Consider the following 14,043-nt stretch of genomic DNA (forward strand, 5'->3'; position numbering starts at 1 on the left):
CTTTCCTTCCGCTCCGTCCCGGCGACCCGCCCGCCCCTGCCCGGCCAGCCGCCGCTGCTGCGGCCGCAGGACGGCCCCGCCGGCCCCTGGCTGATGGTGGAGGAGCCGGTGCCCGGCATCGACTGGCGCCTTTCGCTTCTGGCCCCGCTGCGCCCGGCGCTGGAGCCCGCCCGCGCCGCTGCCCGGCTGGCCGCCCTGCTGCTGGGCCTGCTCGCCATCTTCCTGGTGGCGATCGCCCGCCGCCGGCACCGCCGCATCACCGAGGGCCGCATCCGCGCCGAGGCCCGGCGCGAGGCGCTGGAGGCCGAGGTCGGGCTGCGCACCGCCGAATTGCGCACCGCCAATGACGGGCTGCGCGCCGAGGCGGAGGAGCGCCGCCGCGCCGAGGCCGCCGTCCACCGCATGCGCGACGAGCTCGGCCAGGCCAACCGCCTGGCGGTGCTGGGCCAGATCACCGCCAGCGTCGCGCATGAGATCAACCAGCCGCTGGCCGCCATCCGCACCTTCGCCGACAATGCCGCTCTGCTCGTCACCCGCGGCGATGGCGCCACGGCGGCCAGGGCCATCGCCACCATCGCCAGCCTGACCGAGCGGATCGGCGCCATCACCGCGGGGCTCCGCGGCTTCGCCCGCAAGTCGACCGGCGAGACCCGCCCCGAGCCGATCCGCGGCGCCATCGACGGCGCCCTGCTGCTGCTCGGCCACCGGCTGCGGCAGAACAGCGTCGAGGTGGCGGTGACCGTGGAAGGCGACCCCGCCGTCCGCGCCGAGCGCGTCCGCCTGGAGCAGATCCTGGTCAACCTGGTGCAGAACGCCATCGAGGCGCTGGGTGAGCGGACCGACGGCCGCATCGCCATCACCGCGACGGCCGCCTCAGGCCGCGTCCGCATCGCCGTGCAGGACAATGGCCCAGGCCTCGACGCCGCGGTGCGCGCGGCATTGTTCATGCCCTTCACCACCACCAAATCGGCAGGGCTCGGCCTCGGCCTGGTGATCTCCCGCCAGATCGCCGCCGACCTCGGCGGCACCCTGGAAGCCCCCGAAACCACCGGTGGCCAGGGCGCGCTTTTCGTGCTGGAGCTGGAGCAGGCCATCTGATGCAGGACATGCGCGAGACCGACATCCTTTTCGTCGACGACGACGCCATGCTGCGCGAGGCCAACCTGCAAAGCTTCGCCCTCGCCGGCCTGAACGCCGAGGCCGCCCCCTCGGCGCTGCGCGCGCTGGAGCTGGTCGGCGACGATTTTCCGGGCGTCGTCGTCACCGATATCCGCATGCCCGGCATGGACGGCCTGGCCCTGTTCGAGCGGCTGCGCGCCCGCGACCCCGACCTGCCCGTCATCCTGATCACCGGCCATGGCGACATCCCCATGGCGGTCGAGGCGCTGCGCCAGGGCGCCTACCACTTCCTGCCCAAGCCCTATGCCGCCGAAGCCCTGCTCGGCCCGATCCGCCACGCGCTGGAACAGCGCCGCCTGGTGCTGGAGAACCGCCGCCTGGCCCGCGCGCTCGCCATGGCCGACGCCGACGACCCCCTCCAGGGCCGGGCGCCGGCGACCGAGCGGCTGCGCGCCCTGCTCCGCCAGATCGCCGACACCGATGTCGACGTGCTGATCGAGGGCGAGACCGGCAGCGGCAAGGATGTCGCCGCCATGGCGCTGCACCGCGCCAGCCGCCGCGCCCACCGCCCCTTCGTCGCCCTCAACTGCGGTGCCCTGCCCGAGACGGTGATCGAGAGCGAGCTCTTCGGCCACGAGCCCGGCGCCTTCACCGGCGCCCAGAAGCGCCGCATCGGCCGCATCGAGCATGCCGATGGCGGCACCCTCTTCCTCGACGAGATCGAGGCCATGCCGCTGGCCATGCAGGTCAAGCTGCTGCGCGTCCTCGAAAGCCGCGAGATCGCCCCGCTCGGCACCAACGAGATCCGCCGCCTCGACCTGCGCGTCGTCGCCGCCACCAAGCAGCCGCTGCCCGAACTGGTCCGCCAGGGCCGCTTCCGCGAGGACCTCTACTACCGCCTGCACGTCGTCACCCTGCGCGTCCCGCCGTTGCGCGACCGCCGCGACGACGTCTTCCTGCTGTTCGGCCAGTTTGCCGAGAAGGCGGCGAAACGCTTCGGCCGCCCGGTGCCGCCGCTCGACGGCGCGCTGCACCGCTACCTCGCTGAGCACGACTGGCCCGGCAACATCCGCGAGCTCGCCCATTTCGCCGAGCGCGCCGCCCTGGGCCTGGCCATCCTTCCCGACCTGCCCCCCGCCCCGGCCGAGGAAGGCAGCCTGCCGGAGCGCGTCGACGCCTTCGAGGCGCGGCTGCTGCGCGAGGCGCTGACCGCAGCGCAGGGCGACGTCCGCACGGCGCTGGAAGCGCTGAAAATTCCGCGGAAGACCTTCTATGACAAGCTCAAGCGCTACGGAATCGAAGCCCAGGAATACAGGAAGTAAGCGCGGGGGAAGGTATTCCCCCGCAAACGTATACGTTTGCGCCCCTTCTATTTCTGTCAGTCAAGCAGGTCGGGCTCCTGGGAGACGATCAGCTCCCACAACGGGTGGAAGCTCAACACGCCGGAATTCGGGCGCGCCACCTGCGCGGCAGTGTGCGCGGCCACCTCATGCGGGATCGGCTGCGGCGTGCCGGCGGCCTCGGCCAGCAGCTGCGCCTGCGCGGCATTGTCCATCGACAGATACCACCAGGCCGCCTCCTCCACCGACTTGCCCACTGTCAGGAAGCCGTGGTTCTTCAGGATCACCGCCTTGCGCGGACCCAGCGCCTCGGCGATCCGGTCGCCCTCGGACTCGTCCAGCACCACGCCCGTGAAATCGTCGAACAGCGCATGGTCGTCATAGAACTTGCAGCTGTCCTGCGTCAGCGGATCCAGCTTGCGCCCCAGCGACGCCCAGGCCTTGCCATAGGTCGAATGCGTATGCGCCGCCGCCACCACATCCGGACGCGCCTTGTGGATCGCCGAATGGATCGCGAAGGCCGCCCGGTTCACCGGCTGGTCGCCCTCCACCACCTCCCCCGTCTCGTCCACCCGGATCAGGTCGGAGACACGGATCAGGCCGAAATGCTTGCCCAGCGGATTGACCCAGAAGCTGTGCGGATGCTCCGGGTCGCGCGCCGTCACATGCCCCGCAAGTCCCTGGTCGAAGCCGGCCCGCGCGAAGAGCCGGAAGGTCGCCGCCAGCCGCTGCTTGCGGTGCAGCCGCTCGGCCGCGATGTCGCGCAGGGGCGATCCCTCGCGCAGCAGGCTCTTGAAGCTCGGCGATCCGGCCAGTCGCGGGTCGAGACGGGTGATCTGGTTTACGCGGCATTCTCCTCTCGGAAGGCCCCCGGCGGCAGTCCGGTGCCTTTCACGCATCCAATCGGAGTTCAGACATAGAGTCCATTCCTGAATCGCTATTTACATTATTTAACGATCAGAAATGCATTAAACAACCTGGCCGGGCGTCACGCAGAATTCACGGCCCTCCGCCGGCGTAGCCTTTCCAGTTCCCTGCGCCCTGCCCCGCCGGAGCGGCTGCCCTCCCGGGCCTTGACCCCTCTTTTTGCACTGCAATAGGGTCGCCCCGCGCCCCCACGCAGCGACAGGATGGCCCCATGTCTGGCACCCTCGCCCTGAACCTCTCGGCCCAGCCCCTGCTGGAGAGCGCCGCCTATGCGCTCGATTCCTGGCAGCGCGGCGTCCTCTTCCTCGACACGCTGCGCCAGCGCGGCAACCAACTGGCCAGGGAGCTGCAGAAGCCCGCGCCCACCGTGCTGAGCTTCGCGGGCGAACTGGTCCTCGACGGCCGCACCCTGCCCCGCCCTGTCAATTACGGCCTGATCCGCATCACCCCGCCGGCGGGCACCGTGATCGACGAGCGCAAGCGCCCCTTCGTCGTCGTCGACCCCCGCGCCGGCCACGGCCCCGGCATCGGCGGCTTCAAGCCGGACAGCGAGATCGGCGTCGCGCTGCGCGCCGGCCATCCCTGCTACTTCATCGGCTTCCTGCCGCTTCCCGTGCCCGGCCAGACCATCGAGGACGTCATGCGCGCGGAGCAGGCCTTCCTCGAGGCCGTTGCCCGCGCCCACCCGGAGGCCGATGGCCGCCCCGTCGCCATCGGCAACTGCCAGGCCGGCTGGCAGCTGGCCATGGCCGCGGCCACCCGGCCCGACCTCTTCGGCCCGCTGATCCTGGCCGGCGCGCCGCTCTCCTACTGGGCCGGTGAGCACGGCCGCAACCCGATGCGCTATGCCGGCGGGCTGCTGGGCGGCACCTGGCTGACGGCGCTGGCCGGCGACCTGGGCCATGGCCTCTTCGACGGCGCCTGGCTGGTGCAGAACTTCGAGACGCTGAACCCGGCCAACACGCTCTGGACCAAGCAATACGCCCTCTACGACCGCATCGACACCGAGCCCGCCCGCTACCTCGGCTTCGAGCGCTGGTGGACCCACCATGTCCTGACCAATGCCGGCGAGATGCAGGACATCGTCGACAAGCTTTTCGTCGGCAACCGCCTGGCCACCGCCGAGCTCGCCACCCGCGAGGGCGAGCGCATCGACCTGCGCAACATCACCACGCCCATCGTCGTCTTCTGCTCCGAGGGCGACAACATCACGCCCCCACCCCAGGCGCTGGGCTGGATCACCGATCTCTACGACAGCGTCGACGACATCCGCGCCGCCGGCCAGACCATTGTCTACATGATCCATCCGAACATCGGGCATCTCGGCATCTTCGTCTCCGGCAGCATCGCCCGCCGCGAGCATGAGGAATTCGCCTCCAACATCGACTTCATCGACGTGCTGCCGCCGGGACTCTACGAGGCGGAGATCCTCGACGGCAGCGGCCCCGGCGGCCATCTGCTGCGCTTCGCCGCGCGCGAGATCGAGGAGCTGCGCGCCATCACCCGCCCCGACCCGGAGGATGACCGCAAATTCGCGACCGTCCGCCGCGTCGCCGAGATCAATCTGGGCCTCTACCGCCAGTTCCTGCAGCCGCTGCTGCGCGCCACGGTGACCGCCCCCATGGCGGAGGCGCTGCGCCAGCTGCACCCGCTGCGTTTCCAATATTCCTTCTTCTCTGACAGCAATCCCGCGATCGCCGCCGTCGCGCCGCTGGCCCAGGCCGTCGCCGCGCATCGCCGCCCGGTGCCCGACACCAACCCCTGGCGCCAGGCCGAGCACGCCGCCTCTGCCTGGATCGAGGCCGGGCTGATGCTGGCCGGCGCGCTGCGCGACCACGTTCAGGAAAACCTGTTCCACGCCGTCTACGGCCAGAAGCTGCTGCAGTCGCTGGTCGGCCTCGGCGCCCGGGACGAAGCGGTGCGCCGCCGCCCAGGCCTGGAGCCCGGGCAGCAGGCCTTCCGCGCCGCCCGAATCCGCGAGCTGCAGGGCCGCATCGCCGAGGGCGGGCCACGCGCCGCCTTCCTGCGCCTGGTCGCCTATATTGGCCTGGCCGAGCGCCGCGCCGACGAGCGCAGCTTCGCCGTGCTGCGCGCCCTCTGGCACAGCCATGGCGGCGGCGATCTGGCTGCCTTCAAGGCGCTGCTGCGCGAGCAGTTCCTGATGCTGCGCCTCGACCGCGACGCCGCGCTGGCAGCGCTGCCGGCCATGCTCGGCGACCTGCCGCCCGAGGGCATCCCGGCCTTCGCCGAGGCGCTGCGCCAGGTGGCCACCGCCGCGCCGCTGCACCCCGCCGCCGCCGAGCGCCTGGCCGAGGTCGAGGCCCGCCTGGCCCTGCTGGGCGCCGCGCCCTTGCAGCCGGCATCCTGAGATGACCGACATGCTGCCCGGCCGCGGCGCCAAGCCGCATCCGCATTACGACGCGCTGATCGCCCGCTGCGCCGGCGTGGCGCCGCTGGCCTGCGCCGTCGTCCATCCCTGCGACGCCGCCGCCATGACGGGCGTCGCCGAGGCGCATCGCCAGGGCCTGATCGAGCCCATCCTGGTCGGACCGCCGGAGAAGATCCGCGCCGCCGCGGCCGGCATCGGCTTCGACATCGCGGGCTTCGCCCTGGTCGACGCGCCGCACAGCCATGCGGCGGCCGAGCTCGGCGTCCGCCTGGTGCATGAGAACCGCGCCCATCTGCTGATGAAGGGCAGCCTGCACACCGACGAGCTGATGGGCGCCGTCGTCGCCCGCGACGGCGGGCTGCGCACCGAGCGCCGCATCAGCCATGTCTTCATCATGGACGTGCCGGACCATCCGCGGCCGCTGTTCATCACCGATGCCGCCATCAACATCGCCCCCGACCTGGCGACCAAGGCCGACATCATCGCCAACGCCATCGACCTGCATCATGGCCTGGGCCTCGGCATCCCGCGGGTGGCGATCCTGTCGGCGATGGAGACGGTGAACCCGAAGCTGCCCGGCACCATCGAGGCCGCGGCGCTCTGCAAGATGGCCGATCGCGGCCAGATCCAGGGCGGCATCCTGGACGGGCCGCTGGCGCTGGACAATGCGGTCAGTCCGGAGGCGGCGCGCATCAAGGGCATCCGCTCCGAGGTCGCCGGCCGCGCGCAGATCCTGGTGGTCCCCGACCTCGAGGCCGGCAATATGCTGGCCAAGAACCTGACCTTCCTGGCCGGGGCCGATGCCGCCGGCATCGTGCTGGGCGCCCGGGTGCCGATCGTGCTGACCAGCCGCGCCGATTCCGCCCGCACCCGGCTGGCCTCCACCGCGGTGGCCCTGCTTTATGCGCGGCATCTGCTGCAGGCGCGGCCCGTCTCGGCATGAGCGCAGAGCAGATCCTGGTCCTGAATGCCGGCAGCTCCAGCCTGAAGTTCCAGCTCTATGACGTGGGCGACGGCGACACGCTGTCGCGCCGCTTCAAGGGGCTGATCGGCGGCATCGGCACGCCGCATGGCCGGCTGCAGGTGGTCGACGGGACGAACGCCCCCCTGGCCGACGAGCGCCCCGATCCCGCGCGGCTGGCCGATGTCGAGGCGGCGCAGGCGCTGCTCGGCGAATGGTTCATGGCCCATGCCGGCGCGCCGCCCAGCGCCGTCGGCCACCGCGTCGTCCATGGCGGCACGGAGTTCACCGCCCCGGTCCGCGTCGATGCGGCGATGCTGGCGCGGCTGGAGGCGCTGACGCCCCTCGCCCCGCTGCACCAGCCGGCCAATCTGGCGCCGATCCGCTCGATCCTGTCGCGCCGCCCGGACCTGCCGCAGGTCGCCTGCTTCGACACGTCGTTTCATCGCAGCCACGGGCCGCTGGCGGAACGCTTCGCCATTCCCGAGGCGCTCTACCAGCAAGGCATCCGCCGCTACGGTTTCCACGGCCTGTCCTACGAATACATCGCCGGCCATCTCGGCGACCTCGGCCCGTCGCTGCCGGCGGCGCGTGTCGTCGTGCTGCACCTGGGCAGCGGCATGTCGGCCTGCGCCATGCGCGATGGGAAAAGCATCGACAGCAGCATGGGATTCACTGCCCTCGACGGGCTGCCGATGGGCACGCGGCCCGGCGCGCTCGACCCGGGCGTGGTTCTCTACCTGGCCGAGCAGGGCATGGCGCCCGCCGCCATCGAGCACCTGCTCTACCACGATTGCGGGCTGAAGGGCCTGTCGGGCATCAGCGGCGATGTCCGCGACCTGCTGGGCAGCGACGCGCCGGCGGCACGGCTGGCCCTCGACTTCCTGGCCTATCGCGCGGCGGGCACCATCGCCCAGCTGGGCAGCGCCATGGGCGGGCTGGACGCCGTGGTCTTCACCGCCGGCGTCGGTGAGAATGCCGCGCCGATCCGTGCCGCCATCGCCGAAGGCTGCACCTGGCTGGGCCTGACGCTGGACGCGGCCCGCAACGCAACCCATGGCCCGCGCATCAGCGCCGACGGCAGCCGCGTCTCCGCCTGGGTGCTGCCGACCAACGAGGAACGCATGATCGCGCGCCACACCCTCGACCTGCTGCGCGGGAGGAAGACGGCATGGTGACCCCCCTGGTTTTGCCCAGCCTGGAAGGCAAGCGCGGGCTGGTCACCGGCATCGCCAACGACCAGTCGATTGCCTGGGGCTGCGCCCGCGCCTTCCGCAGCCTGGGCGCGGAGCTGGCGGTGACCTACCTGAACGACAAGGCGCGGCCTTACGTCGAGCCGCTGGCGGCGGAGGTCGAAGCGTCGTTGCTGTTGCCGCTCGACCTGCGCGTCGAGGGCCAGCTCGAGGCGGTCTTCGCGGCGCTGGAAGAAAGATGGGGGAAGCTGGACTTCCTGCTGCATTCCATCGCCTTCGCCCCGCGCGACGACCTGCAGGGCCGCGTCACCGACTGCTCGCGCGACGGCTTCCTGCAGGCGATGGACATCTCCTGCTGGTCCTTCATCCGCATGGCCAAGCTGGCCGAGCCGCTGATGCGCGACGGCGGCGCCCTGTTCTGCATGAGCTATTACGGCGCCTCGATGGTGGTCGAGCACTACAACATGATGGGCCCGGTCAAGGCCGCGCTGGAATCGGCGACCCGCTATCTCGCGACCGAGCTCGGGCCGCAGGGCATCCGGGTGCATGCCATCTCGCCCGGGCCGCTGAAGACCCGCGCCGCCTCCGGCCTGCCCGATTTCGACGCGCTGCTGGCCCGGGCCGAGGCCAAGGCGCCGGCCCGCGCTTTGGTCTCGATCGAGGATGTCGGCCTGGCCACCGCCTATCTCGCGACCGACGCCGCCAGGCTGATCACCGGCCAGACCCTCTATATCGACGGCGGCTACCACATCGTCGATTGAGCGCGCCGCTCCCCCGTCCTAGCCTGACCGGCTGGGGGAGAGACCGCGATGTCCGCTGCGCCGATCTGGGGCGAATACGACACCATCATCCTGGGCGGCGGCTCCGCCGGCTGCGTGCTGGCGGCGCGGCTGTCGGAGGACCCCTCCCGCCGGGTGCTGCTGGTCGAGGCCGGGCGCGACCTCCGCCCCGGCGCGGTGCCGGCTTCCATCGCCTCGCCCTATCCCGGTCGCGCCTATTTCGATCCGGAGAACACCTGGCCCGGGCTGCGCGCCAGCATGGGCCGCGCGCCCGGCAATGCCGGCCAGGCCACCATCCGCCCCTATGAGCAGGCGCGGCTGCTGGGCGGCGGCTCCTCGATCAACGGCATCGGCGCCAATCGCGGCGCGCCCTCGGACTATGCCGAATGGGAGGAGATGGGCGCCACCGGCTGGGGTTTTTCCGACGTCCTGCCCTTCTTCCGCAAGCTGGAAACCGATCTCGACCATGGCGATGACGGGATGCTGCATGGCGGCACCGGGCCGCTGCCGATCCAGCGCATCCCGCGGCATCTGCATTCCGGCTTCGCCCGGGCGGCGGAGGCGGCGATGGTCGCGCAAGGCTTCGCCGCCCATGACGACCAGAACGGCGTCTGGGAGGACGGCGTCTTCCCCATCACCGTCAACCTGGACCGCGAAGGCGCCCGCGCCTCGGTGGCCACCGCCTATCTGACCGAGGCGGTGCGCGCCCGCCCGAACCTCGCGGTCTGGACCGGCGCCACCGTTCTGCGCCTCACCTTCGAGGGCCGGCGTGCCACAGGCGCCCTGCTGCGCCGCGACGGCGCCGAGGGGGTGGTGGCCGCGCCGCTGGTGATCCTCTCGTCCGGCGCGCTGCATTCGCCGGCGGTGCTGCTGCGCAGCGGCATCGGCCCGGGCGCCGCTCTGCAGGGCCTGGGGATCGCGCCCGTCGCCGCGCGCGCCGGCGTCGGGCGCAACCTGCTGGAGCATCCCTCGATCGGGCTCTCGGCCTTCATCGCGCCGGCGGCGCGGCTGGCCGCCGGCGACCGCTACCACATCCAGTCGATCCTGCGCTGGTCCTCCGGCATGGAGGGCGTCGCGCCGGGCGACATGCACACCGCGGTCAACACCCGCTCCGGCTGGCATGCGGTCGGGCACCGCATCGCGACGCTCTTCTCCTGGGTGAACAAGTCCTATTCCCAGGGACGTGTGACGCTGACCGCGCCAGACGCCGACACCCCGCCCGATGTCGACTTCAACCTTCTGTCGGATGAACGCGACCTGACCCGGCTCGCCCAGGCGTTCCTGCTCGCGGCACGCGTGCTGGATGCCCCGGAACTGTCGGGAGCCGTCGTCGAGAAGTTCCCGTCGACCTATTCGGAGGACGTGAAAAAACTGCTGCGGCCGACGCGGCGCAACGGGGTGCTGACGGCGCTGGCCGGGCCGCTGATGGACCGCAGCGCCCTGGTCCGGCGCCGCATCCTGGGCATGGCGCAGCAGGGCATCGCGCCGCTGGAGACGCTCTGCAGCGATCAGGGCGCGCTGCAGCGGCATCTGCGCCAGCATGTCGGCGGCGTCTGGCATCCCTGCGGCACCTGCCGCATGGGCGCGGCCGACGACCCGATGGCGGTCTGCGACGCCGAGGGCCGCGTCATCGGCGTCGAAGGGCTGATGGTCGCCGATGCCTCGATCATGCCGAGCATCCCCTGCGCCAACCTGAACGTCCCGGTGATCATGATCGCCGAGAAGCTGGCGCAGGGGCTGAGGCGCGGCTAGCCCGCCTTCCAGGCGGCGACGAAGCTTTCGGCATTGGCGGCGAGCTCGGCCAGCGCCATTCCCGGCTTGTAGAGCGCCGAGCCCAGGCCGAAGCCGGCGACGCCGACCGCGCGGAACGGCCCCATGGTGGCGGGCGCGATGCCGCCCACCGGCAGCAGCCTGGTTCCCTGGGGCAGCACCGCCAGCATCGCCTTGACCACCGGCGGCCCGACCATTTCCGCCGGGAATACCTTCAACGCGGCCGCCCCTGCCGCCAGGGCGGCGAAGGCTTCCGTGGGCGTGGCGATGCCAGGGAGGCAGAGCAGGCCGGCCGCCGCGGCGGCGCCGATCACGGCCGTATCGGCATGCGGCATCACCACCAGCTCGGCGCCGATCCTTTTCAGCTCCTCGACATCGGCGATCCGCAGAACCGTGCCGGCGCCGACCAGCGCCTCCGGCGGCAGCGCCGCGCGAATGGCCGCGATGCTGGCGAAAGGGTCCGGCGAATTCAGCGGCACCTCGATCAGGCGGAAGCCGGCGGCATAGAGGGCTTGCGCCGCCGGCACCGCCTCGGCCGGGGTCAGGCCGCGCAGGATGGCGACCAGCGGCAGCTGCGCCATCGCCGCGTCCAGCCGGGCCAGCAAAGCGGGAGAGGTCATGGCGTCATCTTTCGTGCCGTGGCCAGCAGGCCGGCGGCCCGGGCGAAATGGAACAGCCCGGCCGGGGCGGTATTGCCCAGCCGCCGCGGCGGGGCGGCGCCCAGCGCCGCCAGGCCGGTGGCATAGCGCTCGCACAGCGCAGGATCGCCGATCAGCGCCAGCGCCGTGTCGCGCCCGGCCGCGGCCAGGCCGGAGACCAGCTCATGCCCGATCAGCAGGCCCGACAGAAAGTCCTTCAGCACCGCCGGCGCCATCTGCTTTGTCAGGCCGAGGCTGCGGGCCGCGAAAATCTGCCGGGTCAGGTCGCCCGGATGGCTGTCGCGCGCCAGCTGCAGCCCGCGGGTGAAGGCAGCGGCGGCCTCGTCCGGATGGCCTTCCTCCCCCGCCGGCATCAGCCGGCCAAGCAGAGAATGCTGCCGCAGCACGGCGAAGAGCTCGCCGGTCATGTAGGTGGCGAAGCGGGTGATGCGGCCGCCCTCCACCGCCACCCATTTGGAATGCGTCCCCGGCATCAGGAAATGGCCGCGCGCCGCCAGGCTCGGCTGCTGGGCCAGGGCGCCGGCGATCTGGATCTCCTCGCCGCGGATGACGTCGGGCGTGCCGCCGGGCGGGTCGGCCAGGACGCCGGGGGCGATCAGCAGCTCGACCCCCTGGCGGGTGATCACGCTGACCGCCTGGCTGGCCAGGCGCTGCAGATCGGCCGGGCAGGCGACATAGGGCGCCTCGCGCCAGCCCTGGCTGCTGCCGATCATGCCGCCCGCCGCCACCGGCAGGGTCGGATCGGCCTGCAGCCAGGCGCCGCACAGCGCTTCGAAGGCCAGGTCGAAGCCCTCGGGCGCCGGGCCTGGCAGGTTGGTGATGCCATGCGGGCTGGCACGGCTGTCCAGCACGGCGCCGCTGGCATCCATCAGGAAGCCGCGCAGGCTCGAGGTGCCCCAGTCCAGGGCGATCAGCGCAGGCGTCATCGGTGTCGTTGCCCTCCCGCAACACGCCTAGGGCGGGCGGCCAGGGGCTGTCAAACCGCGCGCGCCGCGGCAAGCTGGCCGAAGGGAAACGAACCAGCGTGAGGGGACTGACCGACATGTGGAAGGATCGCAGGCTGCTGGAGCTGTTCGGCATCGCGCATCCGATCCTGCTGGCGCCGATGGCCGGGCCCGGCCTGGCGCCGCTGGCGATCGGCGTCGCCGAGGGTGGCGGCCTGCCCGCCCTGCCTGGCGCCCTGCTGACCCTGCCGCAGCTCGAGGCCGAGTTCCTGGCCGTGCGCGCCCGGCATGACGGGCCGCTGAACCTGAACTTCTTCTGCCACCAGCCGGCGGTGGTGGATGCAGCACGGGAGCAGGCCTGGCGCGACCGGCTGGCGCCCTATTTCCAGGAGCTGGGCCTGCCGCCGGAGACGCCGGTCCCGACCAGCAACCGCAGCCCCTTCGACGCGGAGGCCTGCGCCCTGGTGGAGACGCTGCGGCCCGCGGTGGTCAGCTTCCATTTCGGCCTGCCGGAGGCGGCGCTGCTGGCGCGCGTCAAGGCGACGGGGGCGCGGGTCATCGCCTCCGCCACCACGGTCGCCGAGGCGCGGCACCTGGAGGCGGCGGGATGCGACGCCATCATCGCCCAGGGTGCCGAGGCCGGCGGCCATTGCGGCGTTTTTCTGACCGACGACCCGGTGGCGGCGGTGGCCAGCCAGCCTTCCACCCTGGCGCTGGTGCCGCAGGTGGTGGATGCGGTCGCCGTGCCGGTGATCGCGGCGGGCGGCATTGCCGATGGCCGCGGCCTGGTCGCCGCGCTCGCCCTGGGCGCGGCGGGGGTGCAGATCGGCACCGCCTTCCTGCACACGCCGGAAGCCAGGCTGCCGGCGCCGCACCGCGCCGCCCTGGCCCGCGCGCAGGACGACCAGACGGCGCTGACCAACCTGTTCACCGGCCGGCCGGCGCGCGGCATCCTGAACCGGCTGATGCGCGAGCAGGGGCCGCTGAACCCGGCGGCCCCCGCCTTCCCGCTGGCCGGCGGCGCGCTGGCGCCGCTGCGGGCGGCAAGCGAGCCGCAGGGGTCAGGGGATTTCATGTCGCTCTGGGCGGGCCAGGCCTTCCGGCTGGGCCGGGCGATGCCGGCGGCTGCGCTCACCCGGCTGATCGCGGCGGAGGCCCAGGCGCTGCTGCGCCGCCTGTCGCCGGATGCGTCGTCGCAGGCTTCATCGTAGAGGGGCGGCGGGCGATCCATCCAGGACCGCCCGCCGCCGGTTCGTCGCCCAGGGTGCATGGCCCAGGGTGCATCGCCCAGGCTGCATCGCCCAGGCTGCATCGCGCCAAGGGTCTTGGTCGCGCCCTCTCCGGATCAGGAGGCCATGAAGCCCGAGAGCTTCTCGAAGGAGACGGCCGGGGCCGTGGTCTCCTCGGACTTCTTGTCCTGCTCGGCCGGGCGCTGGGCATCGGCATGCCGGGTCTGACCGTCGTGCCGGGATTCCTCGGCACGGTCCCGACGGTCGGCATGGGTGGCGTGGGCCATAACATTGCTCCGCGGTTGTTGCCGCGGAAGTTAGGCATCCTGCCGATTATCGCCAGTCCGTGTGTTGCGGCGCAGCATTGTGCTGGACGCAAGGCTCCTACGTAATCTTCATGCGGCTTTCAGCGATCCGACACATGGATCCGCCGTCATTTCGCCATGTTTGCACCGCGTGCCGCCTGATCAGGCCGCCTTTAGCCGCCCCAGCAGCTCGTTCAGCTGCTGCAGCTGCCGCTCGCCCGGCATCAGCCGCAGCACCAGGGCCTGGCCGCGCATGCCGACGCAGGAAGCCGGGATGTCCAGCCCCTCCACCTGCAGCCGGCCCTGCATGCCGGCGGCGGCCTGGGTGGCGCCGGTGACCAGGGCGCCATTCTCCGAGAGGTTGGTGACGCGCACCGCCTCCCCCGCCCCGCCGCCAGACAGCATCAGCCGACCGGACAGGTCGACAT

Annotated in this window: 13 protein-coding genes; 8 read left to right on the top strand and 5 right to left on the bottom strand. The window is 72.0% G+C overall.

Going from position 1 to position 14,043, the window contains the following annotated elements; all coding sequences use genetic code 11:
- Both BKE38_RS21570 and BKE38_RS21575 read left to right on the top strand, forming a co-directional pair.
- Positions 1-1,098, top strand: a 1,098-nt coding sequence (locus tag BKE38_RS21570) for a sensor histidine kinase (protein WP_242662531.1), incomplete at its 5' end; no start/stop codon positions are given.
- Positions 1,098-2,441, top strand: coding sequence for a sigma-54-dependent transcriptional regulator (locus BKE38_RS21575; protein ID WP_420014335.1), 1,344 nt, complete (start codon positions 1,098-1,100; stop codon positions 2,439-2,441). The genes BKE38_RS21570 and BKE38_RS21575, both read left to right, overlap by 1 nt.
- A gap of 56 nt (positions 2,442-2,497) precedes the next feature.
- On the opposite strand, the gene BKE38_RS21580 is transcribed toward BKE38_RS21575, so the two are convergent.
- Positions 2,498-3,358 carry a class II aldolase/adducin family protein gene (locus BKE38_RS21580; RefSeq protein WP_083747749.1) on the bottom strand — a complete coding sequence of 287 codons (861 nt, stop codon included), beginning with the start codon at positions 3,356-3,358 and terminating at the stop codon, positions 2,498-2,500.
- 239 nt (positions 3,359-3,597) lie between these two features.
- On the opposite strand from BKE38_RS21580, the gene BKE38_RS21585 reads away from it, so the two are divergent.
- Genes BKE38_RS21585 through BKE38_RS21605 form a run of 5 tightly spaced genes read left to right on the top strand, consistent with a single transcriptional unit; the run spans position 3,598 to position 10,460 of the window.
- Positions 3,598-5,754 (top strand): DUF3141 domain-containing protein, encoded by a 2,157-nt coding sequence (locus BKE38_RS21585; RefSeq protein WP_076959306.1) that lies wholly within the window; start codon positions 3,598-3,600, stop codon positions 5,752-5,754.
- A gap of 1 nt (position 5,755) precedes the next feature.
- Complete coding sequence (locus BKE38_RS21590) at positions 5,756-6,718, top strand: phosphate acetyltransferase (RefSeq protein WP_207553636.1); 963 nt, start codon at positions 5,756-5,758, stop codon at positions 6,716-6,718.
- Positions 6,715-7,914 carry an acetate/propionate family kinase gene (locus tag BKE38_RS21595; protein ID WP_076959307.1) on the top strand — a complete coding sequence of 400 codons (1,200 nt, stop codon included), beginning with the start codon at positions 6,715-6,717 and terminating at the stop codon, positions 7,912-7,914. Before BKE38_RS21590 ends, BKE38_RS21595 begins: the two co-directional genes overlap by 4 nt.
- Positions 7,908-8,690 carry an enoyl-ACP reductase FabI gene (gene fabI, locus BKE38_RS21600; RefSeq protein WP_076959308.1) on the top strand — a complete coding sequence of 261 codons (783 nt, stop codon included), beginning with the start codon at positions 7,908-7,910 and terminating at the stop codon, positions 8,688-8,690. The genes BKE38_RS21595 and fabI overlap by 7 nt, the downstream gene beginning before the upstream one ends.
- A 48-nt stretch (positions 8,691-8,738) precedes the next feature.
- Positions 8,739-10,460, top strand: a complete 1,722-nt coding sequence (locus BKE38_RS21605) for a GMC family oxidoreductase (RefSeq protein WP_076959309.1) — start codon at positions 8,739-8,741, stop codon at positions 10,458-10,460.
- On the opposite strand, the gene BKE38_RS21610 is transcribed toward BKE38_RS21605, so the two are convergent.
- The gene (locus BKE38_RS21610) at positions 10,457-11,098 is read right to left on the bottom strand and encodes a 2-dehydro-3-deoxy-6-phosphogalactonate aldolase (protein WP_076959310.1); all 642 of its coding nucleotides are present in this window, start codon (positions 11,096-11,098) and stop codon (positions 10,457-10,459) included. The genes BKE38_RS21605 and BKE38_RS21610 overlap by 4 nt on opposite strands.
- Positions 11,095-12,063 carry a 2-dehydro-3-deoxygalactonokinase gene (locus BKE38_RS21615; RefSeq protein ID WP_076959311.1) on the bottom strand — a complete coding sequence of 323 codons (969 nt, stop codon included), beginning with the start codon at positions 12,061-12,063 and terminating at the stop codon, positions 11,095-11,097. Before BKE38_RS21615 ends, BKE38_RS21610 begins: the two co-directional genes overlap by 4 nt.
- 98 nt (positions 12,064-12,161) lie before the next feature.
- On the opposite strand from BKE38_RS21615, the gene BKE38_RS21620 reads away from it, so the two are divergent.
- Positions 12,162-13,292, top strand: a complete 1,131-nt coding sequence (locus BKE38_RS21620; RefSeq protein ID WP_242662532.1) for an NAD(P)H-dependent flavin oxidoreductase — start codon at positions 12,162-12,164, stop codon at positions 13,290-13,292.
- Positions 13,293-13,426: 134 nt separating this feature from the next.
- On the opposite strand, the gene BKE38_RS32295 is transcribed toward BKE38_RS21620, so the two are convergent.
- Together BKE38_RS32295 and BKE38_RS32300 are read right to left on the bottom strand one after the other, a co-directional pair.
- On the bottom strand, positions 13,427-13,597 hold the full coding sequence (locus BKE38_RS32295; protein ID WP_165694249.1) for a hypothetical protein: 171 nt from the start codon (positions 13,595-13,597) through the stop codon (positions 13,427-13,429).
- Between the two features lie 180 nt (positions 13,598-13,777).
- Positions 13,778-14,043, bottom strand: a 266-nt coding sequence (locus BKE38_RS32300; protein ID WP_165694250.1) for a hypothetical protein, incomplete at its 5' end; no start/stop codon positions are given.

This window comes from Teichococcus deserti (assembly GCF_001982615.1).
Taxonomy (GTDB): domain Bacteria; phylum Pseudomonadota; class Alphaproteobacteria; order Acetobacterales; family Acetobacteraceae; genus Pseudoroseomonas; species Pseudoroseomonas deserti.

Bases quoted from the DNA above. Each gene is read 5' to 3' on its own strand.
- BKE38_RS21575 (WP_420014335.1), top strand. From the start codon at position 1,098: ATGCAGGACATGCGCGAGACCGACATCCTTTTCGTCGACGACGACGCC.
- BKE38_RS21580 (WP_083747749.1), bottom strand. From the start codon at position 3,358: ATGCGTGAAAGGCACCGGACTGCCGCCGGGGGCCTTCCGAGAGGAGAA.
- BKE38_RS21585 (WP_076959306.1), top strand. From the start codon at position 3,598: ATGTCTGGCACCCTCGCCCTGAACCTCTCGGCCCAGCCCCTGCTGGAG.
- BKE38_RS21590 (WP_207553636.1), top strand. From the start codon at position 5,756: ATGACCGACATGCTGCCCGGCCGCGGCGCCAAGCCGCATCCGCATTAC.
- BKE38_RS21595 (WP_076959307.1), top strand. From the start codon at position 6,715: ATGAGCGCAGAGCAGATCCTGGTCCTGAATGCCGGCAGCTCCAGCCTG.
- fabI (WP_076959308.1), top strand. From the start codon at position 7,908: ATGGTGACCCCCCTGGTTTTGCCCAGCCTGGAAGGCAAGCGCGGGCTG.
- BKE38_RS21605 (WP_076959309.1), top strand. From the start codon at position 8,739: ATGTCCGCTGCGCCGATCTGGGGCGAATACGACACCATCATCCTGGGC.
- BKE38_RS21610 (WP_076959310.1), bottom strand. From the start codon at position 11,098: ATGACCTCTCCCGCTTTGCTGGCCCGGCTGGACGCGGCGATGGCGCAG.
- BKE38_RS21615 (WP_076959311.1), bottom strand. From the start codon at position 12,063: ATGACGCCTGCGCTGATCGCCCTGGACTGGGGCACCTCGAGCCTGCGC.
- BKE38_RS32295 (WP_165694249.1), bottom strand. From the start codon at position 13,597: ATGGCCCACGCCACCCATGCCGACCGTCGGGACCGTGCCGAGGAATCC.